This window comes from Pseudomonas sp. 21 (assembly GCF_000955805.1).
Lineage (GTDB): Bacteria > Pseudomonadota > Gammaproteobacteria > Pseudomonadales > Pseudomonadaceae > Pseudomonas.
Genome location: NZ_JYOA01000003.1, coordinates 1 through 25,531 on the forward strand (window position 1 = coordinate 1; position 25,531 = coordinate 25,531).

Genomic DNA, 25,531 nt, shown 5'->3' on the forward strand with positions numbered 1-25,531 from the left:
CGGTCGCTCAGCTGAGCATCGACAAGGTGACCGGTGACGACATCGTCAACCTCGACGAATCCAAGGTCCCGCAGATCATCAGCGGCAAGGCCACCGGTGAGTTCCAGAAGGGCGACATCGTCAGTTTCACCCTCAATGGTCACGACTACAGCGCCGCAGTCGCCGCCGATGGCAAGTGGAGCGTCACCGTAGCCGGTGCGGACCTCGCCGCGGCAACCAACATCCACGCCACCCTGGTCGCCCATGACACCGCGGGCAACCCCACCGATGTCGTGATCGACCATGGCTACCAGGTAATCCTCACCCCGCCCCAGCCCTCGGTCTACATCGACCCGGTGGCCGGCGACGGCGTCATCAACCTGGCCGAATCCCAGGAGAATCAGGCCATCACCGGTGGCTCCTCGGGTGGCCGCGCGGGTGACGTCATCAGCATCGTCGTCAACGATGTGACCTACAGCACCACCATCGATGCCAACGGCAAGTGGAGCATCACCGTTCCGGGTTCGGAACTGGTGGCCGACGCCGATCACCACATCGACGCGAGCTTCATGGCGACCGATATCGCTGGCAACACCACGACCGTGACGGCAGGTGCCGACTATGACGTCGACCTGATCCCGCCGGTCGCGACCCTGGAAATCAACAGGGTGGCTGGCGACGACATCGTCAACGCCTCCGAAGCCAATACCAACCAGACCATCAGCGGCAAGGCCGGTGGTGAATTCCTGGCCGGTGACCTGGTGACGTTCACCCTCAACGGCACCGACTACAGCGCCAAAGTGGCCGCCGATGGCACCTGGAGCGTACAAGTCTCGGGTACCGACCTGGCCAATGGCACCAGCATCGACGCCACCCTGGTGGCCCACGATGCGGCTGTCCGATACCCCAGCCATTCGCCAGGCGCGCTACGAGAAGGAAGCGGCGCTGGCCAATGCCGACTCGGTGAAGTCCTCGCGCCTGCCGAGGCTGAACTGGGTGTTGGGGAAAAGTGCGGGCGGCAACAATATGCTCAACAACGACGAGCCATGGTCGACCGGCCTTGCCGTGCAGTGGAATGCCTTTACCGGTGGTTCTGCCTCTGCGGCACAGCGCGCGGCCTATGCACGCGCCAGTGCGGCCGAGCAGAAGATGGAGTCGACCCGTCGCGAGTCGGAGTACACCATTCGCAACCTGGCTGAACAGCGTGATCTGTCGGCGTCCCGCGTCAAGGATTACCAGGAGCTGCTGGTCGAGTCTGATCGGGTGCGCAAGATGTTCTATGACCAGTGGTATCACCTGGGCAAGCGCACCCTGCTGGACGTACTGATCGCCGAGAACGAGTACTACTCGCACCAGATCGAGGCGTCCGATACCTATTACAACTCCAAGGCTTCCGACCTGCGTATCCGCGCGGAAGCCAGCGGTTTGATGGCCTGGCTGGCTCCTGGCAGCGAGGCTTCTGCTCGCTGATACGTTCGGTCTGAACGCCGGCCGCCTCCTGCTTCACTTCCCTTTATCCTCCCGGCATGTTCGCTTCGGTGCGCATGACAGGCTGTTACGTCCTCGCATCCGGACAGACATGCCGTGGAGCTTCTTCTGATCGGCGCCGAAGCCCGGCACGATCGTCACAATTTGAATGACTTTGCCCCTTGCTAAAGTCGCTGTGCGTCGATGTGTCGCAGGGTGCGCAGGGGGAATCCGCGACTTTCGAAAAGGTTCTTGATCGCCATCATGGCAAGGTCTTTGCCGATGGCGTTGAGGCGTCTTTCAGACCCTGGAGAAGCGTGCTGAAAGCCCCGTCCTTCATGGTTCTGACACATTTCCATGGCACGCCCGTGCAAGCCCCTGGCAGGGAGTGAATAACCCTGCGCATTCCCTGTGAATTGGTTGTTTTGTGAGCGATTCTGCCCGGGACTGTTTCTCTGGCTGAGAAAATATCTTGTTAAAAATGGGCAGAATGGGCCTTGAAAGGCGTTTCTGAAATGCTTTGTAATACCCGCCGTCCATTTCCTACCCCCAAATCGCTGAGTCGCACTGACGTAGATCAAAGCCAGTGCTCACCCTTCGGTGCAGCGGCATAACAACAGGGGGCTGCCATCGGTGGGCTCCTGTCATCTGACGAGTCGGGCAATCCGCTCGTGCAATCGGTGTGCGACGCGCGTGCTTCAACAAGCCGCCAGTCCAGACACCACACGCTGAATACTCACGGAACGAATCAGCTGACGAAATCGGTTTCGCATCGCGAAGACCGGGCGACCTCCCTTTGCCTGGAATCCTTGCGGCCGCATTCGTGAATCCATGACAGCCCTGGCAGGCGACCTGGAAAGGTCGCGGGTAACGAGTCGTCGAGCGATGCGTGGCGAAGGCTCATGGGCGGTGAAGCGATTTTCATCCACTAAGGCCGCAAGATGAAAAAAGAGCAGTACACAGGAATTTTGAAGAGACTGGCGTGGCTGCCGATGCTGATGCTCGGTGGTTGCAACATGGCGCTGTTCGACCCGAAAGGGCAGGTCGGCGCTGACGAGAAGTCCCTGATCATCACGGCAACCCTGCTGATGCTGATCGTGGTGGTGCCGGTCATCCTGATGACCTTCGGGTTCGCCTGGAAATACCGGGCTTCGAACACCAAGGCCACCTACATGCCGGACTGGTCTCACTCGACCAAGATCGAGCTGGTGGTATGGCTGGTTCCCTGCGTGATCATCGCCGTGCTCGGCTGGATCACCTGGGAGAGCACCCACAAGCTGGACCCGTATCGTCCGCTGGACTCCGAGGTCAAGCCGGTGACCATCCAGGCCATCTCGCTGGACTGGAAGTGGCTGTTCATCTACCCGGAACAGGGTATCGCCACCGTCAACGAAATCGCCTTCCCGAAAGACACCCCGGTGAATTTCCAGATCACCTCGGATTCGGTGATGAACTCCTTCTTCATCCCGCAGCTGGGTAGCCAGATCTACTCCATGGCCGGAATGATGACCAAGCTGCACCTGATCGCCAATGAAGAAGGCGTGTTCGACGGTATCTCCGCGAACTACAGCGGTGGCGGCTTCTCGGGCATGAAGTTCAAGGCCATCTCCACCTCCGAACAGGGCTTCCAGGATTGGGTCGCGAAGGTCAAGGCCTCGCAGCAGACCCTGAACCTGGATCAGTACCCGGAGCTGGTGAAACCGACCGAGAACGTCCCGGCGACCTACTTCGCCACTGTCAGCCCCGAGCTGTTCTCCCACGTGCTGAACAAGTGGGAACACGCTGGCCACGCGATGGCCAAGGCCCACGAAGGCAAAGAGCAGGCCGAGAAGGGCGAGGCGCATGAAGAGGCCGCCATGGCGGGCCACGACATGAGCAACATGCAAGGCATGCCCGGCATGCAAATGAATCCGAGCCAGGAGTAACCGCAGATGTTCGGGAAACTGACACTGTCGGCCGTGCCGTATCACGAGCCGATCATCGTCATCACGCTGGCCGTCGTCGCCCTGTTGGGCCTCGGTGTGTTCGGCGCGATCACTTACTACCGCAAGTGGACCTACCTGTGGACCGAGTGGCTGACGTCCATCGACCACAAGAAAATCGGCGTGATGTACATCATCGTCGCCCTGGTCATGCTGCTGCGCGGCTTCGCCGACGCCATCATGATGCGCGGCCAGCTCGCGCTGGCTGAAGGCGCCAACCACGGCTACCTGCCGCCGGAACACTACGACCAGATCTTCACCGCTCACGGCGTGATCATGATCATCTTCATGGCCATGCCCTTCATGACCGGCCTGATGAACCTGGCCGTGCCGCTGCAGATCGGCGCACGCGACGTGGCGTTCCCGTTCCTGAACTCCCTGAGCTTCTGGCTGCTGGTCGTCAGCGCCATGCTGGTGAACGTATCCCTGGGCCTGGGCGAATTCGCCCGTACCGGCTGGGTCGCCTACCCGCCGCTGTCCGAGCTGGCCTACAGCCCGGGCGTGGGTGTGGACTACTACATCTGGGCGCTACAGATATCGGGTATGGGTACCTTGCTCACGGGTATCAACTTCCTGGTGACCGTGTTCAAGATGCGCACCCCCGGCATGAAGCTGATGCAGATGCCGATCTTCACCTGGACCTGCACCTTCGCCAACATCCTGATCGTTGCGTCGTTCCCGATCCTGACCGCGGCCCTGGGCCTGCTGTCGCTGGATCGTTACTTCGACATGCACTTCTTCACCAACGAGCTGGGCGGCAACGCCATGATGTACATCAACCTCTTCTGGGCCTGGGGCCATCCTGAGGTGTACATCCTGATCCTGCCGGCTTTCGGTATCTTCTCCGAAGTCACCGCGACCTTCGCCGGCAAGCGCATGTTCGGCTACACCTCGATGGTGTGGGCGAGCGCCGCGATCACCTTCCTCGGCTTCACCGTTTGGCTGCACCACTTCTTCACCATGGGTTCGGGCGGCGACGTCAACGGCTTCTTCGGCGTGGCGACCATGCTGATCTCCATCCCGACCGGGGTGAAGCTGTTCAACTGGCTGTTCACCATCTACCGTGGCCGCCTGCGCTTCGACACCCCGATCCTGTGGACCCTGGGCTTCATCGTCACCTTCACCATCGGTGGCATGACCGGCGTTCTGCTGGCCATCCCGGGCGCTGACTACCTGCTGCACAACAGCCTGTTCCTGATCGCCCACTTCCACAACACCATCATCGGTGGTGCGGTGTTCGGCTATCTGGCCGGCTTCGTCTTCTGGTTCCCGAAAGCCTTCGGCTTCAAGCTGGACGAGAAGTGGGGCAAGCGTTCCTTCTGGTGCTGGCTGGTCGGCTTCTACATGGCCTTCATGCCGCTGTACGTCCTCGGCTTCATGGGCATGACCCGTCGCCTGAACCACTACGAAAACCCGATGTGGCAGCCGTACATGGTGGTGGCTTTCTGCGGCGCCGTGCTGATCTTCTTCGGTATCGCCTGCCAGCTGATCCAGCTGCTGGTGTCGATCAAGAACCGCAAGGCCCTGGCCGACGAGACTGGCGACCCGTGGGGTGGCCGTACCCTGGAGTGGTCCACTTCCTCGCCGCCGCCGTACTACAACTTCGCCGAGCTGCCGAAGGTCAACGACATCGACGCGTTCCACGACATGAAGCAGACCGGTACCGCGTACCGCAAGCTGCCGGCCTACGCGCCGATCCACATGCCGAAGAACACCGCCGCTGGCTTCTCCATCGCCGTGTTCGCCTTCCTCTTCGGCTTCGCCGCCATCTGGCACATCTGGTGGCTGGTGGGTGTTGGCTTCGTCGGCATGATCGCTTCGGTCATCGTGCGCAGCTACATCACCGACGTGGATTACTACGTCCAGCCGGATGAGATCGAGCGCATCGAGAACGCCAACTTCCAGAAACTCGCCACCGCGCAGCAGGTATAAAACCATGTCGACGGCAGTACTGAATCAACACCTGGTCGATACGCACGAAGCGGCGCACGACCACGACCACGCCCATGACAGCGGCGGCATGACGGTCTTCGGCTTCTGGCTGTACCTGATGACCGACTGCATCCTGTTCGCCAGCGTCTTCGCCACCTACGCCGTGCTGGTCAACCACACGGCCGGCGGCCCGAGCGGCAAGGACATCTTCGAACTGCCCTACGTGGCTGTCGAAACCGCGATCCTGCTGATCTCCTCCTGCACCTACGGCCTGGCCATGCTGGCTGCGCACAAGGGTGCCAAGGGCAAGGCCATCGCCTGGCTGGGCGTGACCTTCCTGTGCGGCGCCGCGTTCATCGGCATGGAACTCAACGAGTTCCATCACCTGATCGTCGAAGGCTTCGGCCCGAGCCGCAGCGCCTTCCTGTCGTCCTTCTTCACCCTGGTCGGCATGCACGGCCTGCACGTAAGTGCCGGCCTGCTGTGGATGCTGGTGCTGATGGCGCAGATCGGCACCCGTGGCCTGACCGCGCAGAACAACACCCGCATGATGTGCCTGAGCCTGTTCTGGCACTTCCTGGACATCGTCTGGATCTGCGTCTTCACCGTCGTCTACCTGATGGGGGCTCTGTAATGTCCGCTGCTGCACATCATCACGACTCCCACGGCGCCCACGGCCACGATTCCCACGGTGCCGGCCACGGCAGCCTGGGTTCGTACGCCATCGGCTTCGTGCTCTCGGTGATCCTGACCGCGATCCCGTTCTACATGGTCATCGACGGTGGCTTCTCGCGTCACGCCACCCTGCTGACCATGGTGATCCTGGGCCTGGTTCAGGTCGTCGTGCACCTGATCTGCTTCCTGCACATGAACTTCAGCTCCGAAGGCCGCTGGAACGTCATGGCATTCATCTTCACCGCCATCATCATCCTGCTGGTGGTCGGTCTGTCGCTGTGGATCATCTACACCGCAGACACCCTGATGATGCCGATGCCCTGAGGGCCGATGCCGTGAAACTCAAGCGTTATCTCCTGGTCGCCAAGCCGGGCATCATCTTCGGAAACCTGATCGCGGTGGCGGGGGGATACTTCCTCGCCGCTCGCGGCAGCGTTGACCCGATGCTGCTGCTGGCCACCGTGATCGGCCTGTCCCTGGTCGTTGCCAGTGGTTGTGTATTCAACAACTGCATCGACCGTGACATCGATCGCTTCATGGAGCGTACCCGCAGCCGTGTCACCGTGACCGGGCAGATCTCGCTGAAGGCCGCCCTGGCCCACGGTGTGGTCCTCGGCGCGGCGGGCTTCGGCCTGCTGGCGTGGAAGACCAACGTGCAGGCGACCCTGCTCGCCGCGTTCGGCTTCTTCGTCTACGTCGTGCTCTACAGCCTCTGGCTCAAGCGCAGCTCGGTCTACGGCACGCTGGTCGGCAGTCTCTCCGGAGCCATGCCGCCAGTGGTGGGCTACTGCGCCGCCAGCGGTCACTTCGACATGGGCGCGGCGGTGCTGCTGCTGATCTTCTGCCTCTGGCAGATGCCGCACAGCTACGCCATCGCGATCTTCCGCCTCAACGACTACCGTGCCGCCGGGATTCCCGTGCTGCCGGTGGAGCGGGGCATCGAAGCGACCAAGAAGCAGATCCTGTACTACGTCGTGGCCTTCGGCCTGGCGACCCTGCTGCTGACCGTGACCGGCTTCGCCGGCTACGGTTACCTGGTGGTGGCGCTGGCCGTCAGCGCCTGGTGGCTGTTCATCGCGGTGAAAGGCTTCAGTGCCGAAGACGATCGCCGCTGGGCCCGCCAGTTGTTCGCCTTCTCCATCATCGCGATCAGCGTGCTGAGCCTGATGATGTCCATCGACTTCCAGGTCATCCCGGCCCAGTCGATGCTGGCGGCGCTGTAAGGCTGCTCTGCTGCAACGAAAAGCCGCCCCTCGGGGCGGCTTTTTCGTGCCTGTCGTTTACCTGGGCTTTGGCTGATGCGCTTCTTGTAGGAGCGCGCCCTGCGCGCGATCGCGGGCAGGGCCCGCTCCTGCAGGTGACGTCCCATGCAGGGACGGACGCTGTCCGCGATCGCTACCAGATCAATGCAGCTTCAGGCGTGGTTCCGTGCTGCGCCCGATACGGTCCGCAATCATCAGCAGCGCGGTGCGGAACGGTCCGTACAACGCCATCTGGTGCATGCGATACAGCGACACGTAGAACATCCGCGCCAGCCAGCCTTCGAGCTTCACGCTGCCCATCAGGTTACCCATCAGGTTGCCCACCGCACTGAAGCGCGACAGCGAGATCAGCGAGCCGTAGTCGGTGTAGCGGTACTCCGGCAGCGGCTTGCCTTCCAGGCGCGCGACGATGGCCTTGGCCAGCAGCGAAGCCTGCTGGTGCGCGGCCTGGGCGCGCGGCGGCACGGTGCGTTCGCTGCCATCGCCCATCGGGCAGGCGGCGCAATCACCGAAGGCGAAGATGTTGTCGTCGCGGGTGGTCTGCAGGGTAGGGCGCACCACCAACTGGTTGATGCGGTTGGTCTCCAGGCCGTCGATTTCCTTGAGCAGGCTCGGCGCGCGGATGCCCGCCGCCCAGACTTTCAGGCTCGCTGGAATGAACTCGCCTGCTGCCGTGCGCAGGCCGTCAGCCGTCACTTCCTGCACCGCCGAACCGGTGGCAACGCGCACGCCGAGTTTTTCCAGCGTCTGGTGCACCGGTTGGCTGATGCGCTCGGGCAGTGCCGGCAGCACGCGCGGGCCGGCCTCGATCAGGGTGATGCGCATGTTCTGCGGCTGGATGCCGGTCAGCCCGTAGGCGGCCAGTTCCTGCGCCGCATGGTGCAGCTCGGCGGACAGCTCGACGCCGGTGGCACCGGCGCCAACGATGGCGACGCTGATCTGGTCGTCCTTGTCCTGCCCGGCATGGGCGCGCAAGTAGTGGGTCAGCAGCTGCTTGTGGAAGCGCTCGGCCTGCTCGCGGGTATCCAGGAAGATGCAGTGGTCCGCGGCGCCCTGGGTGCCGAAGTCATTGGTGGTGCTGCCGATGGCCAGTACCAGGGTGTCGTACTCCAGCCCGCGCGCCGGCACCAGCTCCTCGCCCTGCTCGTCGAGCGTGGCGGCGAGCTGGATGCGCTTGCCCGCGCGGTCCAGGCCTTCGAGGCGACCGAGCTGGAATTCGAAGTGGTTCCATTTCGCCTGGGCGACGTAGTTCAGCTCATCCTCGGAGGAGTTGAGCGAGCCGGCGGCGACTTCGTGCAGCAGGGGTTTCCAGATGTGGGTGAGGTTGGCGTCGACGAGCGTAATGCGCGCCTTGCCCTTTTTACCCAGGGTGCGGCCGAGACGGGTCGCGAGCTCCAGCCCGCCGGCGCCGCCGCCGACGATCACGATACGATGGGACATGGTGCATTCTCATAGCTTAAGGAATCCTGTATCGGCCCGTGGCGGCACGGCGCTCACGCAAGGTAGGCCAGGAGGCGGCTCAGCAAGCCCAGGGCGATGACCACCGCGAGCAAGCCTCCCATCATCAGCCAGGGCTTGAACGGCGCGCGTTCGACCTGGTGCACGGGGGAGCTGAGGTAGTGATCGACCTTCTGCTGGTCTTCGGGGCTCAGGCGACTGGGCATGGGCGGCCTCCGTTTATAATGTCGAGCATTCTAGTAGGGCTTGGGCAGCCTCTCAATGCGCCGCCGATCAATGCAGCTTTGCGTCGGCGCCTATTTACAGGCCGACGCCCATGTCGAAAAGAATGCTTCGGCCCAGGCTGCCGCGCAGGAAATCCGGCGCGTCACTGTGGGCGAACAGCACGCGGGCGAAAGTCGGCCCGACCACCGACAGCGAGCGCCAACCCTGGCGCAGGTACTCGGTCGGCGGCGGAAAGGGCGTGTTGAAGTCCGGCGTCTCGCGCTTGAGGCTGACGAAGGCGAGCAGGTCCAGTTCGCGCGGGTCGATGCCGCGCTCGGTGTAGTTGTGCGCCTTCTTGCGCAGCGTCGGCGCCAGGCGCGCCTGGAGTTCCGCGCAGGGAATCCGCCGCGGGCGCTGCTCGCGCCGGATCAACTGGTTGAGGCTCTGGGCCATGCGCCGGCGCAGCAGTTCTTCCTTCCATTCCTCGTTGAGCCGGCGGCCCTGGTCGAGCACGAAGAACACCTCGAAGGTGGCGTCGCGGAACAATACGTCCGGCGGCTGCTGGGTTGGCGCAACGAAGTCTTCCTGGCGATACGGCACCTTGAGCGCCTGCAGCAGTCGCTGGCAGGCCCAGCACTCCCGTTCCCACTTGCGGGCATTGGAGAGGAAGTCGTTGGCTTGTTCCGCCTGGCGCGTCAGCAGGCGCAGATAGTCGGACTCGTTCATGCCCCAAGCATAGTTGCTGCGAAGCGCGGGCGGGTGGCGGAGGCGCGTGTAGACTGTTGCCAATCGTTGATGTTCGGGTCGAGGGTCAAGCGTGAAACGACTGCTGGGTGGCTTTGTGTTGATGGTGCTGGCGAGCTTTGCGATGGCGCAGGAGCCGCCGGCTATCGGGTGGACGCTGCTGGACCAGTTCGACAAACCCTATACGGCGAACACTGATCTGAAGGTACTGCTGGTCGCCCACGACATGGCCGGTTCGAAGCTGGTGAAAGCCGCATTGGCCGAGCGCCCGGCCGGCTATCTCGACGCTCGCCATGCAGCCTTCGTTGCCGACATCAGCCGCATGCCCGCGCCCATTTCGAAGCTTTTCGCCGTCCCCGCCATGCGTGACTACTCCTATCGCGTGCTGCTCGACCGCGAGCCGCGCGTGGCCAGTCGTTTCCCGGCCACGGCGGATGCGGTGACCTGGTTGCAGCTGGAACAGGGCAGGGTCGTCGCCAGCCACAGCTTCGACTCGGCGGATGCCCTGCGTCAGGCGCTGGAGCGGGGCGAGCCGTGATCTCCGCGCAGTTGCTGTCAACGCAAACCCTGGAGATCGGCTGGGCGATCTACCTGCCCATCGTTGCCTGGGCCATCTGGCGTGCACCGTGGCTGGAGCTGGTCAGCGACTTCCGCCGCCAGCATCTGGTGTTCGGCACCATGCTCGGGCTGTTCATGCTCTGGCTGGTGCGGCGCGACTTCGCTTCGGGGGTGTCCTTCCACTTCATCGGCATGACCGCCGTGACGCTGCTGCTGGACTGGCCGCTGGCGGTTCTGGTCGGCCTGGTCGCGCAGCTGGGGCTGTGCGCCATTGGCCGGCAGGACTGGGCGGCCATGGGCGTCAACGGCATCCTGCTGGTGCTGATCCCGGTCGTCATCACCGAGCTGGCGGCGATCTTCGTCGAGCGCCGGCAGCCGCGAAACCTGTTCGTCTACATCTTCTGCTCGGGCTTCTTCCCGGCGGCGCTGGCGGCGGTCTGCAGCCTGCTGCTGGGCCTCGGCCTGCTGTGGATGGACGGGCTGTTCCCGATGCCGCCGTGGATCGAGGACTTCATCGGCTACCTGTGGCTGATCATGTTCCCCGAGGCCTTCATCAACGGCACCATCGTCACCGGGCTGGTGGTCTTCTACCCGGACTGGCTGGAGACCTTCAACCGCACGCGCTACCTGCAGGCGCCCTGGAAGGATGACGATGAGCCACGCTGATGTTCGGCCATCTGCGAGGCCCATGGCTCTGGCGGTTTGATCCAGGTCAGTTCGGAAACGTCCCAGGATCAGGGAAGCTTGGCCCCCCATTCGCAAGGAGATTGCCGATGAGCATTCACAGCTGGGCCGAACAGCGCCTCCACGAACTGCTGATCGAAGCCGAGGCGGCAGGCCAGGACCCGCAACTGGTCGTGCGTGCGCTGCTCAGCGCGGTGGTGCAGGCCAACGCGCAAGTCCGCACCCAGGAAGACCTGGGGCACGAGCTGCATTTCCTGGCGGACAATCTGGACGAGGAGCGGGACTACACCTTCATGCGCCCCTGATTGAAAGCGCTGTATCCGCGGGCGTTTGCTTTTCTGTAGGAGCGAGCTTGCTCGCGAACAGCCCATGCTCATCAGTTGCCGGGAGATCGTTCGCGAGCAAGCTCGCTCCTACAAAGAACCCTGTGGCCTGGAGCAAAGGTTGGCCCACAAAAAAGCCGCCTCTCGAGGCGGCTTTTTTCATGGTTCAGTGTCCGCGCGGTGGGTTTTCAAGGTCACCGGAGAACAGCTCATCCTCGAGATTGTCGCCGGGGATGGCGTGATCTTCCGCCGCCCAGGCACCGAGGTCGATCAGCTTGCAGCGGTGTGAACAGAAGGGGCGGAACTCGCTCTTGGCGCTCCACTCCACGGGGGCGCCGCAGGTCGGGCATTCCACGGTCAGGGGTTGGCTCATGGTTGTCCTCCACGCAGGCCTAGATAGAACTGATGCAGACGCTCGACCTGCTGGTGCAGGTGGCCGAGGTCGCCATCGTTGAGCAGCACGTCATCCGCGTGCTTGAGGCGGTCGTCGCGCAAGGCCTGGGCCTTGAGAATCGAACGGACCTGTTCTTCGGACACCTTGTCCCGGCGCATGGTGCGCTCCAGTTGCAGGTGTTCGGGGGTATCCACCACCAGCACGCGCTGGGTCATGCGGTGCTGCCCGGACTCCACCAGCAGCGGCGAGACCAGGATGGCGTAGGGCGATTGCGCCTGCGCCAGGTTGCTGGCGATCTCCTGGCCGATCAGCGGGTGCAGCAGCTGTTCCAGCCAGCGGCGCTCGTCTTCGGCCTTGAAGATGCGCTCGCGCAGCGCGGCGCGGTTGAGCTGGCCGTCCGGCAGCAACATGGCATCGCCAAAGCGCTCGACGATCTTCGCCAGGGCGGGGCGGCCGGGTTCCACCACCCAGCGCGCGGCGTGATCGGCGTCGACCATGTGAATGCCCAGCGAGGCGAAATGCTCGGCGGCGGCACTCTTGCCGCTGCCGATGCCGCCGGTGAGGCCCAGGATCCAGGGTTTCATGGTTCTCCTTTCAGCCGGCCCGGTGGCCGTCCAGTTGCGCCGACGAGATTCGGCGCAGGAGAAGGCTAGCGGAAACCGGCGAACTGCAGATAGGTCGCGGTTATTTGATCACCCCAGAGCAGCGCAATCCAGCCGGCGATGGCCAGATAGGGGCCGAAGGGGATCGGCGTACTGGTTTCGGCATTGCGCAGGCGCAGCATGATTACCCCGAGTACCGCGCCCACCAGCGACGAGAACAGGATGGTCAGCGGCAGCACCTGCCAGCCGCCCCAGGCACCGAGCATGGCCAGCAGCTTGAAGTCGCCGTAGCCCATGCCTTCCTTGCCGGTGATCAGCTTGAACAGCCAGTACACCGACCACAGGCTCAGGTAACCGAACACCGCGCCCCAGAGCGCGTCGCCCAGGCTGGTGAAGAGCCCGAAGTGATTGACGATCAGCCCCAGCCAGAGCAGCGGCAGCACCAGGGCATCCGGCAGTAGCTGATGATCGACGTCGATCATGCTCATCGCCAACAGGCCCCAGGTCAGCAACAGCATTGCACCGGCCTGCCAGCCGAAGCCGTAATGCCAGGCGATGAAGGCTGACAGTACGCCACAGGCCAGCTCGACCAGCGGGTAGCGTTTGCTGATCGGCGCCTTGCAGGACGAGCACTTGCCGCCCAGCGCCAGCCAGCTGACCAGCGGGATGTTCTCCCAGGGCTTGATCTTGTGGGCGCAGTGCGGGCACTGGGAGTTGGGCAGGACCAGGTTGTAGGTCGGGAGCTTTTCGCCCTCCGGCAGGCCCAGGGTTTCCCGTGCCTGCTGCTGCCAGTCGCGCTCCATCATCCGCGGCAGGCGATGGATCACCACGTTGAGGAAGCTGCCGACCAGCAGGCCGAGGAGGGTGACGCATAAAACAAAGGCCAGCGGGGTGCTGGCCAGGTAGTCAAGAGCAGGCATGGGTTATACGACGTTGCCCAGTTGGAAGATCGGCAGGTACATGGCGATGATCAGGCCGCCCACGAGTACACCCAGGACGGCCATGATCATGGGTTCCATCAGGGTGGTCAGGTTATCGACGGCGTTGTCGACTTCTTCCTCGTAGTAGCTGGCGACCTTGTCGAGCATGTTGTCCAAGGAGCCGGACTCTTCACCGATGGCAGCCATCTGGATCGCCATGCTGGGGAATACGCCCGTGGTACGCATGGAGAAATTCAGCTGCGTACCGGAGGATACGTCCTGCTTGATCTTGTTTACCGCGTTGCGGAAGACCACGTTACCGGTTGCTCCGGAGACAGAATCCAGCGCTTCGACCAATGGCACACCGGCAGCAAAGGTCGTGGACAGGGTACGGGCATAACGTGCCACGGCCGACTTGTAGATGATGTCGCCGACCACAGGTACTTTCAGCACCCCGCGATCCACGCTGTCGCGGAACTTCTCTGAGCGACGATGGAAACTTCGAATCACGAAGGCGGCTGCAAATAGTGCGATCAGAACGATGAACCACCACTGCTGCAGCACTTCGGAAAGCGAAATGACCATGCGCGTGAATGCCGGGAGTTCGGCGCCAAAACTGGCGAATACCGTCTGGAACTGAGGTACGACCTTGATCAGCAGGATGGCGGACACGATGATCGCGACGACGACCACCGCGATGGGGTAGGTCATCGCCTTCTTGATCTTGGCCTTGAGCGATTCGGTCTTCTCCTTGTAGGTGGCAACCCGGTCCAGCAGCGTCTCCAGCGCACCGGACTGCTCGCCGGCATCGACCAGGTTGCAGTAGAGATCGTCGAAGTACAGGGGCTTCTTGCGCAAGGAGTTGGCCAGGCTGTTACCGGCAGCGACTTCCTGCTTGATCTCATCGACCAGCTTGCGCATGTTCGGGTTGTCGAAGCCTTCGCCAATAATGTCGAACGACTGCAGCAACGGGACGCCAGAACCCATCATGGTCGCCATCTGCCGAGTGAACAGGGCGATGTCCATGGGTTTGATCTTCTTGCCCTTGCTGAACAGCGAGATGCCTTTCTTGCGAACCTTGGTCGGGTTGATCCCCTGCTTGCGCAGTTGGGCCTTGACCAGCGCCGTGTTGGTCCCGGAAAGCTCCCCTTTGATCTTCCCGCCCTTGCGATCAGTGCCTTCCCAGGTGAAGACACTGGTCCTCAATATTTTTTCCGCCATGGATTAATCCTTGGTCACGCGATTGACTTCTTCGAGGCTGGTGATGCCTTGCATGGCTTTCACCAGACCCGAAGTGCGCAGATCGTTGAAGCCTTCTTTGCGGGCCTGTTCGGCGATCTGAATGGAGTTGCCTTCCTCCATGATAATCCGCTGCAGGGCTGGCGTGATTTTAACCACTTCATAAATACCCAAGCGTCCCTTGTATCCGCCCTTGCAATTGTCACACCCGACCGGTGAGTACAATTTGAACGTTCCAATTCTTTCTTCCGGGAAACCTTCGTGAAGCAGGGCTTCCCGCGGAACGTCGTGCTCCTTCTTGCAGTGCGGGCAGAGTTTGCGAGCCAGGCGCTGGGCGATGATGAGGTTGGTGGACGTCGCCAGGTTGAACGCTGCAACGCCCATGTTCAGCAGGCGTGTCAGGGTTTCGGCGGCGCTGTTGGTGTGCAGGGTGGACATCACCATGTGGCCGGTCTGGGCCGCCTTGATGGCGATCTCGGCGGTTTCCAGGTCGCGGATCTCGCCGACCATGATCACGTCGGGGTCCTGGCGCAGGAACGCGCGCAGCGCCTGGGCGAAGTCCATGCCCTGCTTGGGGTTGACGTTGACCTGGTTGATCCCTTCCAGGTTGATCTCCACCGGGTCTTCCGCCGTGGAGATGTTGATGTCCGGGGTGTTGAGAATGTTGATGCCGGTGTAGAGCGACACGGTCTTGCCCGAGCCGGTCGGACCGGTCACCAGGATCATGCCCTGCGGCTGTTTGAGGGCGTCCAGGTAAAGTTGCTTCTGTGCTTCTTCATAGCCCAGGGCATCGATGCCCATCTGTGCGCTGGACGAGTCGAGGATCCGCATCACGATCTTCTCACCCCAGAGGGTGGGCAGGGTGTTGACGCGGAAGTCGATGGACTTGGTCTTGGAGACCCGCATCTTGATGCGACCGTCCTGGGGTTTGCGGCGCTCGGAGATGTCCAGGCCCGCCATGACCTTCAGGCGCGCGGAAATACGACTGGCCAGCTGGATCGGCGGTTTGGCGACCTCATGCAGCATGCCGTCGGTACGGAAGCGCACGCGGTAGATTTTCTCGTAAGGCTCGAAGTGAAGGTCGGATGAGCCGCCCTTGATAGCGTCCAGCAGCATCTTGTTGACGAAGCGCACCACCGGGGCGTCGTCTGCGGCCTCGCCAGCACCATCGTCCTTGGGTTCGGCATTGCCGCTCTCGATGTCGAGCGCTTCGAGGTCCACATCCCCAAGGTCGTCCAGGCCGCCGGTGACGCTCTCGAAGATCTTTTCGATCATCTCGCCGAGCTTGTCATCCTCGACGAGGATGGCTTCGGTGGTCAGGCCGGTGCTGAACTGGACATCGGTGATCGCCTGGTGATTGGTCGGGTCGGACAGACCCACGAACAGCTTGTTGCCGCGCCGCCAGAGGGGAAGCACGCGGTGCTGACGGATCAGCTTCTCGCTGACGAGTTCCTTTGGAATAGCATCACGATCAATGCCGGAGAGGTCGCAGTAGGCGACACCAAACTGGTCAGCGGCCAACTCCGTGAGCGGCCGGCTCTTCACCAGCTTGTTCTGCACCAGGTAGGTGACCAGCGACAGCTTGTTCCGTTGCGCCTGCAGTTGTGCCTGCTGGGCGCTCTTCTCGTCCAGCAGTTCGGAGTGCACCAGTTGGCGGGCGAGCCCGGAGAGCACGACTTGATCGTTCATACGAGAGATGGCCGAATGATGTATTGCATGCCTTATATCGTAGATGCTCGGTAGAGCCAAACCGCGTTATTTCGAGTGCCGAAATTTGTCACTTGCTGCGAAAAAACGTACGAGTAGTTTCCTGCTTGTCCTACAGCCGCCGCAGAAGACGGCCTAAGAGAATCTGGCATGGAATCTGCTTTCTCCAGAATCAGGTCCTACGACCTCTTCTCAAAAACCTGGAGAGAATTATGAAAGCTCAAAAAGGCTTTACCCTGATCGAACTGATGATCGTGGTTGCGATCATCGGCATCCTGGCCGCCATCGCTCTGCCGGCCTATCAGGATTACACCGCCAAGGCGCGTGTATCTGAAGTGGTTCTGGCTGCCAGCGGCGCTCGTACCTGCGTATCCGAAATCAACCAGTCGGCCCAGACTCTGGGCACTGCTGACTTCACTACTTGCGCCAGCACCCAAGCGACCCAGTACGTAACTGGTGTCGCTGTATCCGCTACTGGAGTCATCACTGCAAGCGGCAACGTAAACGGCACTGCTGTTTCGGTTCTGCTGACTCCGACCCCGCTTGCCAACGCCGGCCAGATCCAAAGCTGGGCTTGCACTGGTACTCCGACCAACTGGATGCCGGGCAGCTGCAAATAAGAGAGCAAATTATCTCTCTTAATGCTTGATGAGAACGCCCTGCAAACTGCGGGGCGTTCTTGTTTTGGGGCGGTCATCCGCTTAGTTTTTCGATCCGTATGCAATTGAATGGTCTTTGCAGTGTCTATTTCGGGCTGCTTGAAGTTCAATTTGCTTGAGTGTTAGATTTGCCGCCCGCCGCCGGTGTAGCTCAGTCGGTAGAGCAGCTCATTCGTAATGAGAAGGTCGGGGGTTCGATTCCTCTTACCGGCACCAGCTTCAACAAAAAGCCCCGCTTTCGAGCGGGGCTTTTTGTTTTCCGATTCGAGGAAAAGTCAGGCGTAGCCGCTGGGGTTCTGGCTTTGCCAGTTCCAGGCGTCGCGGCACATGTCTTCGATATCGCGCGCGGCACTCCAGTGCAGCTCTGCGCCCGCCAGGGTCGGGTCGGCGTGGTAGCTGGCGATGTCGCCGTCGCGGCGCGGCAGGAACTGGAAGGGCAGTTCGCGGCCGCAGGCTTTTTCGTAGGCGCGGATGATTTCCAGCACGCTGTAGCCGCGGCCGGTGCCGATGTTGAAGGCTTTTGCGCCGCTGGCGCCGTCCAGCCAGCGCAGGGCGCTGAGGTGGGCATTGGCCAGGTCAACGACGTGCAGGTAGTCGCGCACGCCGGTGCCGTCCGGGGTGGGGTAGTCGTTGCCGAATATGCGGATGAAAGGTTGCTTGCCGGTGGCGACCTGGGAGACGAAGGGCATCAGGTTGTTGGGGATGCCGTTGGGGTCTTCGCCGATGCGGCCGCTGGCATGGGCACCCACCGGGTTGAAGTAGCGCAGGATGGCCATGGTCCATTGCGGGTCGGCGTGGGCGATGTCGCGCAGGGCGATTTCCGCCATCAGCTTCGACTGGCCGTAGGGGCTGGCGGGGCCGGTGGGGGCGTCTTCGCGGATCGGGCTTTCGGCCGCCAGGCCGTAAACCGTGGCGGAGGAGCTATAGATGAAGCGCTTCACCCCATGACGCTGCATGACCTGGCAGAGGGTCACGGTGCCGGCGAAGTTGGTCTGGTAGTAGGCGATGGGGTCGGCCACCGATTCGGCGACGGACTTCAGGCCGGCGAGGTGGATGGTGGCGTCGATGTCGTGATCGCGGAACAGACGGTCGAGGACTGCTTCGTCACGGATATCGCCGTCAACGAAGGGGATTGCCTGGCCGGTGAGTTGCTCGATGCGTTGCAGTGGGATGGGCGAGCTGTTGCTGAGGTTGTCGAGGACGACGGGGTGGAAGCCCTGCTCGATCAGCTCCAGGCAGATGTGCGAGCCGATGTAGCCGCAACCACCGGTCAACAGAATCCTTTTCGTCATGATCGCGCTCTTGCTCCCTTCGCTGTACGCCGATTCGTGAGCGTCTGAGTATGTCAGAGGCGCAGGAATCGGCACTACCGAGGGCGGCGTGACCGTGTCATCAGGTCCGAAAGGTCGTACGCCCGGCTTACAGGCTCAGCCGCATCGACAGATCCAGCGCCTTGATGTCCTTGGTCAGGGTGCCGATGGAGATGTAGTCCACCCCGGTCTCGGCGATGGTGCGCAGGGTGCTCTCGGTGATGCCGCCGGAGGCTTCCAGCTTGGCGCGGCCGGCGGTGAGGGCGACGGCGGTGCGCATGTCGTCCAGGCTCAGTTCGTCGAGCATGACGATGTCGGCACCGGCGTCCAGGGCCTGGCGCAGCTCATCGAGGTCTTCCACTTCGATCTCCACCGGTTTTCCGGGGGCGATCTGTTGGGCCGCCGCAATGGCCTGGGCGATGCCACCGCAGGCGGCGATATGGTTTTCCTTGATCAGGAACGCGTCGTACAGGCCGATACGGTGGTTATGGCAGCCGCCGCAGGTGATCGCGTACTTCTGCGCCAGGCGCAGGCCGGGCAGGGTCTTGCGGGTGTCGAGCAATTTCACGCCGGTGCTCTCTACCAGGTCGGCATAGTGGCGGGCGCGCGTGGCGGTGCCGGAGAGCAGCTGGAGGAAGTTCAGCGCGCTGCGCTCGCCGGTGAGCAGGGCGCGGGCCGGGCCTTCCAGGGTGAACAGGGTCTGGTCGGCGCTGACCTGCTCGCCGTCGCGCACTTGCCATTTCACCTGCACGCGCGGATCGACCTGGCGGAATACCTCGTCGACCCAGGCGGTGCCGGCGAGGGTGGCGTTCTCGCGGGTGATGATGCGGGCGCTGGCGTCGCGCTCGGCGGGGATCAGTTGGGCGGTGATGTCGCCGCTGCCGACGTCTTCGGCCAGTGCGGCGCGGACGTTGGCCTGGATTTCCCCGGAAAGCTCGGCGAGGGTGAGGTTCGGCATGGAAAGCTCCTGTTCGCAGTGGCGCGATTATACGGGCGACAGCGCGCGGCGTGCAGGGCAGGGTGTTTTTTGGATCGCCGTACAATCTGTCGGACGGACGGCGGGCGCTTCAGTGTGAATTTCTTCAAGAATGCGTGAAATGTCTCTTGGTTGTGTAAGAAGCTTCCCTATAATGACGTTGAACCTTTCCGCTTTTTGACGCCACTAAATTGACGTTACGGATGACGCTTCGATGACTGTTGGTGCCGCCAGACAGGTCTGACGGCAGGAGACTTGCGATGCAGAACGACGCGAACGTAGTGCCGCTGAACAAGTCGGCCACGGAACCCTCGCAGACTTCGTTCGCTGGACGCGTTCCGGCGGGGCTCGTCGCTGTCCGCGACAAGGTCGCTGTCCAGTTGCGTCATGCCATGCAGGCCCTGTTCGACAACGCCGACGACACCCTGTTCGAGATGGCCGATCGCGCGGCCAACAACGCCGAGCAGAGTGCGTACTTCGAAGCCATGCGCGACCTGCGCCTGAAGCGCAAGGGTATCGAGCGTGGCGTGCTGCAGAAAGTCTTCGAGAACTTCGCCAACCTGAACCAGTATGAGATCGGCCGTGCGCCGGTGCTCGATACGGTTTCCTACGAAAACCTCACCCTGGTGCAGAACGACGAGCTGGAAGAGTCCGTCGCCCTGGATGCCATGGTCGCCAAGGTGATGAGCCGCGACGGCGTCGCCCTCACGCACCTCACCACCCGTTTCAACACCCTGGTCAGCAAGAAGGTCGAGGACAAGAACAACCCGCTGGGTCCGCGCCAGCTCTGCGAAGCCTTCCTCGATGCCTGCCGTGGCCTGGGCGTGGAGATCAAGGTCAAGCTGATCATCCTCAAGCTCTTCGAGAAGTACGTGCTGGCTGACGCCGAGCACCTGTACGCGGAAGCCAACCAGACGCTGATCGCCCTGGGTGTGTTGCCAGAGCTGAAATCCGTGCCGCTGCGCCGCCCGCCGCAACGTACCGTGCCCAGCAGCCAGGCTGCAGCACCGTCCTCTGTCGCGGCTGAAGCGGGCGAGCAGGGTGCTCCGGGTCAGTACATGGATGCCGACAGCCAGGCCGCCTTCGCCGCCCTGCGCGATCTGCTCTCGCAAGTGCGCGGCAGTGCCGCCCCTGCGCGTTCCATGCCCGCGGATGCGGTGCCGATTTCCAGTAACGACCTGATGCGCCTGCTGTCGCACCTGCAGTCGCACCTGCCGGCGCAGACCATCGACGAAGTCGACGTGCGCCAGCACCTGGATCACCTGCTGACCCGCGTCAGCAGCAAGAGCGGTCGTTCCCGCGTGGTCGGCCAGGTGGACGAGGACGTCATCAACCTCGTCTCCATGCTCTTCGAATTCATCCTCGACGACCGCACGCTGCCGGATTCGCTCAAGGCCCTGATCGGCCGCATGCAGATCCCGATGCTCAAGGTAGCGGTCCTCGACAAGACCTTCTTCAGCCGTGGCAGCCACCCGGCGCGTCGCCTGCTCAACGAGATCGCCTCGGCTGCCCTGGGCTGGGCCGAGCAGTCCGATGGCCAGCGCGACCACCTGTACCAGAAGATCGAGCAGGTGGTGATGCGCCTGCTGAACGACTTCGTCGACGACCCGGCGATTTTCTCCGAGCTGCTCGACGAGTTCATCTCCTTCACTGGCGACGAGCGCCGTCGCAGCGACCTGCTGGAACAACGCACCCGCGATGCCGAGGAAGGCCGTGCGCGCGCCGAGCTGGCTCGCCAGGACGTGGAAGGCGTGCTCAATGAGCGCCTGCTGGGTCGCACCCTGCCTGAAGTCGTGGTGCGCCTGCTGCAGGAGGCCTGGAGCCAGGTCCTGCTGCTCACCTGCCTGAAGCACGGTACTCACTCCAGCGAGTGGGAAGCCGCGCTGGCGACCATGGACGACCTGATCTGGAGCGTGGAGCCCCACGAGGATCCGGACTCCCGCCTGCGCCTGCTGGAAATGGTCCCGCAGCTGCTCAAGTCGCTGCGCGAAGGCCTGGCATCGGCCGCCTTTGATCCGTTCTCCACCGGCGAATTCTTCAGCCGTCTGGAAGGGCTGCATGTGCAGGCCTTCCAGCGCTACAAGCAGGTCGAGGAAGCGCCGCTGCTCGACCTGGAAGATGACCTGCCGCTGCTCGACGACCCGCTGGACGCACCGGCGGCCGTCACGCCTGCCGCCGTACAGCCGGCCATGGTTGCGGTGGTCGAGGAGATCGTCCTCGCCTCGCCGGAACCGGCCCGTGCGGTGGAGCCCGAGGAGGCCTTCGCCGACGACGACGAGTCGCTGCGCAAGGTCGATGACCTGCGCGTCGGCAGCTGGGTGGAAATCCAGGAAGACGAAGAGCACAAGCTGCGCTGCAAGCTGGCCGCGGTGATCCGCCCGAGCGGCCGCTACATCTTCGTCAACCGTACCGGCATGAAGGTACTGGAAAAGACCCGCATGAGCCTGGCCGTCGAGTTCCGCCGCAACGCCGTGCGCCTGCTCGACGACGCTCTGCTGTTCGACCGCGCCCTTGAGTCGGTGATCGGCAACCTGCGCCGCCTGAAGAACGCCTGAAGAACGCCTGAGCCCGCTGGCCGTGAGCCAGCGAGTTCATTTCCCCCGTCGCCTGCTTTAGAGTGGGGCTCTGCCAAGGAGTCTCCATGCAGATCGACCCCGAATCCGGCTGGTGCCTCGAAGCCCAGCGCTGCCCCTCACCGAACTTCAACGCGCGCCCCGACGGCGAGGAAGTCTCGCTGCTGGTCATCCACAACATCAGCCTGCCGCCCGGCCAGTTCGGTACCTGCAAGGTGCAGGAGTTCTTCCAGAACCGTCTGGACGCCGATGAGCACCCGTACTTCGCCAGCATCTGCAGCCTGACCGTCTCGGCGCATTTCCTCATCGAGCGCGATGGGTCGCTGTTCCAGTTCGTTTCCTGCAACTCGCGCGCCTGGCATGCCGGCGTGTCGCGCTTCGACGGCCGGGAGAACTGCAACGACTTCTCCATCGGCATCGAACTCGAAGGCACCGATACCGAACCCTACAGCGACCGTCAGTACGAGGTGCTGGCGCAACTGACGCGGCAATTGCGCAAGGCGTACCCGGCCATCACCGCGGAGCGCATCCAGGGCCACTGCGATATCGCCCCGGAGCGCAAGACCGACCCGGGCGCGGCGTTCGACTGGACGCGCTATTTTGCCGATATTGGCGCCGGCCTGAAGAAGGAGCCGACATGAGTTTCCTGGTGCTGTTGCTGGTCCTGCTGGTCGAGAAGTTCTCCGGTTGGCGTGCAAAGGTTCAGCGCGACGGCTGGTGGCTCGGCTGGCTGGATACCGTGGGCGGCGTGAAGTCGCTGCTGGCGCAACCCTGGCTCGGCCTGCTGGTGGCGATCCTGCCGCCGCTGCTGTTGCTGGCGCTGCTGCTGACCCTTCTCGAACCGGTTGCCTATGGCCTGCTGGCGCTGCCGGTGCAGTTGCTGGTGGTGGTCTGGAGCCTGGGACGCGGTGATGTGCTGCGCGCCATCGGGCCGTTCCGCGATGCCTGGCGCCGCGAGGATGCCCAGGCTGCCTACCATGTCGCCGAGCGCGACCTGGGCGTGCAGGTGCAGGCCGATGGCGATGACGACCTGCTGGCCGTGGTGCAGGGCACGCTGGTGTGGGAGGCCTACCAGGCCTTCTTTGCCGTGATCTTCTGGTACGCGCTGCTCGGCCCGGTGGCCGCGCTGGCCTACCGGCTGCTCGCCATTGCCGCCGAGCAGTCGCGCCAGCCGGAACTGCGTGAACGCGCCGCGCAACTGCGGCATGCCTTCGACTGGCTGCCGTCGCGCGCGCTGGTGCTGAGTTTCGCGCTGGTGGGCAACTTCGTCGCGGTGACCCGTACCCTGCTGCACGACCTGCTGGCCTGGGACGTGCCTGCCGCTCGTCTGCTGGCGCGCGCCGGCTACGTCGCCGAGGACTTCAACGAAGGTGGCCTGGGCGCCAAGGGTGTCGCCAGCCTGGATGCGCTGTGGCAGCTGCTGGTGCGCTCCGCCGTGCTCTGGTACGCGGTCTTCGCCATCTGGGCATTGCTGCTCTGATCTCGCCAATCGGGCCGGCTGCCGCCGGTCCGATGATGGCATTTTAACCTTAAGTTACAGAACTCCCCGCCGATATCAGGTACACATCGATTCCAAAGCGCGAGATGACGGTCGCTGTACGACAGCGGCTGCGCCGATGAGCGCTCGTGGCGACGACCCGTCCAGGGGCGCGCCGCACCATCCCCGACAAGCGACATAACAATAACGGGAACAGGAGACGTCTTTCGTGAGGACCGTGCTCTATCCGGCCATCGCGCTGATGAACCGTCTGAGCTTCGGCATGAAGTTCAGCCTGATCAGTGTGCTGTTCTTTCTGCCGATGCTGATTACCAACTTCTACCTGGTGCGCGACTCCTACGGGCAGTTCGTCAGTACCCGCGCCGAGCTGGAGAGTCTGTCGCTGATCAGCGACGGCCTGAAGGTTCGCCGCCACCTGGAGTCCTACAACGACCTGTTGCAGATCAACGGGATTCTAGGCCAGTCCAGCAAGACCGCCGGCCTCGACTCGCGCATCAGCCAGTTGCACAAGGACCTGCAGGCGCAGATCGGCGCCCTGCAACCGGTCACCCAGGACGCCGAGCAGATCACCGAGTTCAACGCCAAGCGCGACGAGCTGCTGGCCAGCCTGAAGGGCGTCGACGCCGAAGGCTCGCTGCAGAGCAAGGCGGCCATGGCCGCGCGCCTGCTCAGCGAAGTCCAGGTGTTCAACAAGCTGCTGGTGTCCCAGGCCGGCCTGAGCCAGGACGACGCTCGCGACCTGCGCCAGCTCTCCGAGCTGATTACCTCCGGCACCCCGCAGGTAACCGAGACGCTCAGCCAGGGCCGCACCATGGGTTCCGGCGCGCTGGGGCAGGGGTTCCTCAACTCCTCCACCAGCAGCAAGCTGGACGACCTGCTGCAGGAGCTGGAGAAGCTCCACGCCGAGTACGGCCTCAAGCTGCAGGACGCCCTGGGCGCCAGCCCGGCCGCGCAGAGCGCGTTGTCCGCCGATGCCCAGGCCAGCCGCGAAACGATCAAGAGCATGGGCAAGCTGTTCGAGGACAAGGTGGTGATGGCCGATACCCTCGACACGCCCTGGCCCGAGTTCTATGAGCAGGTCAGCAAGGCGATGGAGCAGACCTACCGTCTCGACGACCAGGTGCTGCAGTTCGTCGATGGTGCGCTGCAGGCGCGCCTGGCCAGCAAGCAGCGGCAGATGGTGCTGCTGGTCGTTGCGCTGCTGGTGGTGTTCGTCTCCATCGTCTACCTCTACGGCGGCTTCTACGTCTCCACCCGCACCACCCTGAAGAGTCTGGGCAAGATGATGGAGCGCGTCGCTTCCGGCGACATGACCGTCAACTTCCAGGCCCAGAGCCGTGACGAACTGGGCGAGTTGGGCGATGCCTTCAACCAGACCGTGTCGAAGATCCACGACCTGATCGAGCAGGTCGGCCGCACCGTCAGCGAAGTGGAGCGGCAGACCGTGCGCGTGGAGTCGGTGTCCGCCGAAAGCAACCAGGCGGTGGCCGGCCAGCGCAATCAGATCGAACAGGTCGCCACGGCGATGAACCAGATGGCCGCGACCGCCCAGGAGGTCGCGCGCAGTGCCGCCGTGGCGGTGGGCAGCGCGCACAACGTGAACCAGGAAACCACCAGCGGCCGCGCCCTGGTGGAGTCCCAGGTGGGCAGCATCCAGCGCCTGGCCGGCGAGATCGACGAATCGGTGGCGGTGATCAACCAGCTGGCCGCCGACAGCGCCTCCATCAGCCGTGTACTGGACGTGATCAAGGGCATTGCCGAGCAGACCAACCTGCTGGCGCTCAACGCTGCCATCGAGGCGGCGCGCGCCGGTGAGCAGGGCCGGGGCTTCGCGGTCGTGGCCGACGAAGTCCGCACCCTGGCCAAGCGCACCCAGCAGTCCACCGAAGAGATCGAGCAGATGATCGCGCGCCTGCAGAACGGTGTGGGCGCCGCCGTGAAGGCCATGGGCAGCAGCCACCAGACCGCCGACGGCACCGTCAGCCAGTCGGCCCAGGTGCAGCAGGCGCTGGAGAACATCCTCAGTGCGGTGGGCGCGATCGTCGACCAGAACCAGCAGATCGCCGCCGCCGCCGAGCAGCAGACCGCCGTGGCCCATGACATCGACCAGAACATTGTCGAGATCAACCAGGCCGGCGAGCGCACCTCCGAAGGCGCCAGCGAGACCGAGCGCGCCAGCCGCGAACTGGCCGGGCAGGTGGTGGAGCTCAAGCGACTGATCGGCGCGTTCCGCGTCTGATCCCGGGTTGTGCGAGGCGGCCGCAGCGGTCCGCCTCGCTACAGGGTTTCGCCAGCAGGCCGATGTCCGTGGGTCGCACGGATGCACCCCATCTCACGGGCATCGGTTTGTCGGTGAATCATCAGCCTCCTGTAGGAGCGGGCCAT

The 25,531-nt window shown here is 63.3% G+C and carries 24 protein-coding genes, 1 tRNA gene and 2 pseudogenes; 17 read left to right on the forward strand and 10 right to left on the reverse strand.

Annotated features, from left to right (window positions below; all coding sequences use genetic code 11):
* Positions 1–26: 26 nt before the first annotated feature.
* The 7 genes and pseudogenes from UB43_RS28790 to cyoE all read left to right on the forward strand — a co-directional run.
* A pseudogene (locus UB43_RS28790) lies at positions 27–794 on the forward strand (Ig-like domain-containing protein); the annotation flags it as partial.
* Positions 795–867: 73 nt separating this feature from the next.
* On the forward strand, positions 868–1,449 hold the full coding sequence (locus UB43_RS30010) for a TolC family protein (protein WP_256204900.1): 582 nt from the start codon (positions 868–870) through the stop codon (positions 1,447–1,449).
* A gap of 938 nt (positions 1,450–2,387) precedes the next feature.
* Complete coding sequence (gene cyoA, locus UB43_RS05665) at positions 2,388–3,371, forward strand: ubiquinol oxidase subunit II (RefSeq protein ID WP_045209477.1); 984 nt, start codon at positions 2,388–2,390, stop codon at positions 3,369–3,371.
* A gap of 6 nt (positions 3,372–3,377) precedes the next feature.
* Positions 3,378–5,360, forward strand: a complete 1,983-nt coding sequence (cyoB, locus tag UB43_RS05670; RefSeq protein ID WP_045209479.1) for a cytochrome o ubiquinol oxidase subunit I — start codon at positions 3,378–3,380, stop codon at positions 5,358–5,360.
* Between the two features lie 4 nt (positions 5,361–5,364).
* The gene (gene cyoC / locus UB43_RS05675) at positions 5,365–5,994 is read left to right on the forward strand and encodes a cytochrome o ubiquinol oxidase subunit III (RefSeq protein ID WP_015475724.1); all 630 of its coding nucleotides are present in this window, start codon (positions 5,365–5,367) and stop codon (positions 5,992–5,994) included.
* The gene (gene cyoD, locus UB43_RS05680) at positions 5,994–6,359 is read left to right on the forward strand and encodes a cytochrome o ubiquinol oxidase subunit IV (RefSeq protein WP_024765643.1); all 366 of its coding nucleotides are present in this window, start codon (positions 5,994–5,996) and stop codon (positions 6,357–6,359) included. Before cyoC ends, cyoD begins: the two co-directional genes overlap by 1 nt.
* Positions 6,360–6,370: 11 nt before the next feature.
* Positions 6,371–7,258: a heme o synthase gene (gene cyoE / locus UB43_RS05685; protein WP_045209484.1), complete on the forward strand. Its 888-nt coding sequence runs from the start codon at positions 6,371–6,373 to the stop codon at positions 7,256–7,258.
* 180 nt (positions 7,259–7,438) lie between these two features.
* On the opposite strand, the gene UB43_RS05690 is transcribed toward cyoE, so the two are convergent.
* The 3 genes from UB43_RS05690 to UB43_RS05700 all read right to left on the reverse strand — a co-directional run bounded on the left by UB43_RS05690 (position 7,439) and on the right by UB43_RS05700 (position 9,685).
* Positions 7,439–8,737 carry an NAD(P)/FAD-dependent oxidoreductase gene (locus tag UB43_RS05690; RefSeq protein WP_045209485.1) on the reverse strand — a complete coding sequence of 433 codons (1,299 nt, stop codon included), beginning with the start codon at positions 8,735–8,737 and terminating at the stop codon, positions 7,439–7,441.
* Positions 8,738–8,790: 53 nt separating this feature from the next.
* Entirely contained in the window at positions 8,791–8,961 is a 171-nt protein-coding gene (locus UB43_RS05695; protein ID WP_037011479.1) for a DUF3094 domain-containing protein, read from the reverse strand.
* A 94-nt stretch (positions 8,962–9,055) separates the two neighbouring features.
* The gene (locus UB43_RS05700) at positions 9,056–9,685 is read right to left on the reverse strand and encodes a DUF1780 domain-containing protein (protein ID WP_045209488.1); all 630 of its coding nucleotides are present in this window, start codon (positions 9,683–9,685) and stop codon (positions 9,056–9,058) included.
* Positions 9,686–9,776: 91 nt separating this feature from the next.
* Here UB43_RS05700 and UB43_RS05705 point away from each other — a divergent pair, with 91 nt between their 5' ends.
* The 3 genes from UB43_RS05705 (at position 9,777) to UB43_RS05715 (ending at position 11,250) form a co-directional block, all read left to right on the forward strand.
* Entirely contained in the window at positions 9,777–10,241 is a 465-nt protein-coding gene (locus UB43_RS05705; RefSeq protein WP_371318958.1) for an FAD/FMN-containing dehydrogenase, read from the forward strand.
* Complete coding sequence (locus UB43_RS05710; RefSeq protein WP_045209492.1) at positions 10,238–10,927, forward strand: energy-coupling factor ABC transporter permease; 690 nt, start codon at positions 10,238–10,240, stop codon at positions 10,925–10,927. The genes UB43_RS05705 and UB43_RS05710 overlap by 4 nt, the downstream gene beginning before the upstream one ends.
* A gap of 107 nt (positions 10,928–11,034) precedes the next feature.
* Positions 11,035–11,250 (forward strand): hypothetical protein, encoded by a 216-nt coding sequence (locus UB43_RS05715; RefSeq protein WP_045209493.1) that lies wholly within the window; start codon positions 11,035–11,037, stop codon positions 11,248–11,250.
* 184 nt (positions 11,251–11,434) lie between these two features.
* On the opposite strand, the gene yacG is transcribed toward UB43_RS05715, so the two are convergent.
* The 5 genes from yacG to pilB form a co-directional block, all read right to left on the reverse strand.
* Positions 11,435–11,641, reverse strand: coding sequence for a DNA gyrase inhibitor YacG (gene yacG, locus UB43_RS05720; protein WP_045209495.1), 207 nt, complete (start codon positions 11,639–11,641; stop codon positions 11,435–11,437).
* The gene (gene coaE, locus UB43_RS05725) at positions 11,638–12,246 is read right to left on the reverse strand and encodes a dephospho-CoA kinase (RefSeq protein WP_045209496.1); all 609 of its coding nucleotides are present in this window, start codon (positions 12,244–12,246) and stop codon (positions 11,638–11,640) included. The genes yacG and coaE overlap by 4 nt, the downstream gene beginning before the upstream one ends.
* A gap of 65 nt (positions 12,247–12,311) precedes the next feature.
* Positions 12,312–13,184 carry an A24 family peptidase gene (locus UB43_RS05730; RefSeq protein ID WP_045209497.1) on the reverse strand — a complete coding sequence of 291 codons (873 nt, stop codon included), beginning with the start codon at positions 13,182–13,184 and terminating at the stop codon, positions 12,312–12,314.
* A gap of 3 nt (positions 13,185–13,187) precedes the next feature.
* Positions 13,188–14,405: a type II secretion system F family protein gene (locus UB43_RS05735; protein WP_045209498.1), complete on the reverse strand. Its 1,218-nt coding sequence runs from the start codon at positions 14,403–14,405 to the stop codon at positions 13,188–13,190.
* Positions 14,406–14,408: 3 nt separating this feature from the next.
* Entirely contained in the window at positions 14,409–16,112 is a 1,704-nt protein-coding gene (gene pilB / locus UB43_RS05740) for a type IV-A pilus assembly ATPase PilB (protein ID WP_045209499.1), read from the reverse strand.
* Between the two features lie 230 nt (positions 16,113–16,342).
* On the opposite strand from pilB, the gene UB43_RS05745 reads away from it, so the two are divergent.
* Positions 16,343–16,750 carry a prepilin-type N-terminal cleavage/methylation domain-containing protein gene (locus tag UB43_RS05745; protein WP_045209500.1) on the forward strand — a complete coding sequence of 136 codons (408 nt, stop codon included), beginning with the start codon at positions 16,343–16,345 and terminating at the stop codon, positions 16,748–16,750.
* Between the two features lie 179 nt (positions 16,751–16,929).
* Positions 16,930–17,005 (forward strand) — tRNA-Thr (locus UB43_RS05750).
* A 59-nt stretch (positions 17,006–17,064) separates the two neighbouring features.
* Here UB43_RS05750 and galE read toward each other — a convergent pair.
* Both galE and nadC read right to left on the reverse strand, forming a co-directional pair.
* Positions 17,065–18,081: a UDP-glucose 4-epimerase GalE gene (galE, locus tag UB43_RS05755; protein WP_045209501.1), complete on the reverse strand. Its 1,017-nt coding sequence runs from the start codon at positions 18,079–18,081 to the stop codon at positions 17,065–17,067.
* 127 nt (positions 18,082–18,208) lie between these two features.
* Positions 18,209–19,057, reverse strand: a complete 849-nt coding sequence (gene nadC, locus UB43_RS05760; protein WP_045209502.1) for a carboxylating nicotinate-nucleotide diphosphorylase — start codon at positions 19,055–19,057, stop codon at positions 18,209–18,211.
* A gap of 278 nt (positions 19,058–19,335) precedes the next feature.
* On the opposite strand from nadC, the gene UB43_RS05765 reads away from it, so the two are divergent.
* The 5 genes and pseudogenes from UB43_RS05765 (at position 19,336) to UB43_RS30255 (ending at position 25,385) form a co-directional block, all read left to right on the forward strand.
* On the forward strand, positions 19,336–21,630 hold the full coding sequence (locus UB43_RS05765) for a DUF1631 domain-containing protein (RefSeq protein WP_045209503.1): 2,295 nt from the start codon (positions 19,336–19,338) through the stop codon (positions 21,628–21,630).
* Between the two features lie 86 nt (positions 21,631–21,716).
* Positions 21,717–22,289, forward strand: coding sequence for a 1,6-anhydro-N-acetylmuramyl-L-alanine amidase AmpD (gene ampD, locus UB43_RS05770; protein ID WP_045209504.1), 573 nt, complete (start codon positions 21,717–21,719; stop codon positions 22,287–22,289).
* Positions 22,286–23,128, forward strand: a complete 843-nt coding sequence (ampE, locus tag UB43_RS05775) for a regulatory signaling modulator protein AmpE (RefSeq protein WP_045209505.1) — start codon at positions 22,286–22,288, stop codon at positions 23,126–23,128. Before ampD ends, ampE begins: the two co-directional genes overlap by 4 nt.
* A 1,195-nt stretch (positions 23,129–24,323) precedes the next feature.
* Positions 24,324–24,527: pseudogene (locus UB43_RS30250) on the forward strand (HAMP domain-containing protein); the annotation flags it as partial.
* Positions 24,528–24,680: 153 nt separating this feature from the next.
* Positions 24,681–25,385, forward strand: coding sequence for a methyl-accepting chemotaxis protein (locus UB43_RS30255; RefSeq protein WP_371318962.1), 705 nt, complete (start codon positions 24,681–24,683; stop codon positions 25,383–25,385).
* The last annotated feature ends 146 nt before the right edge of the window (positions 25,386–25,531 follow it).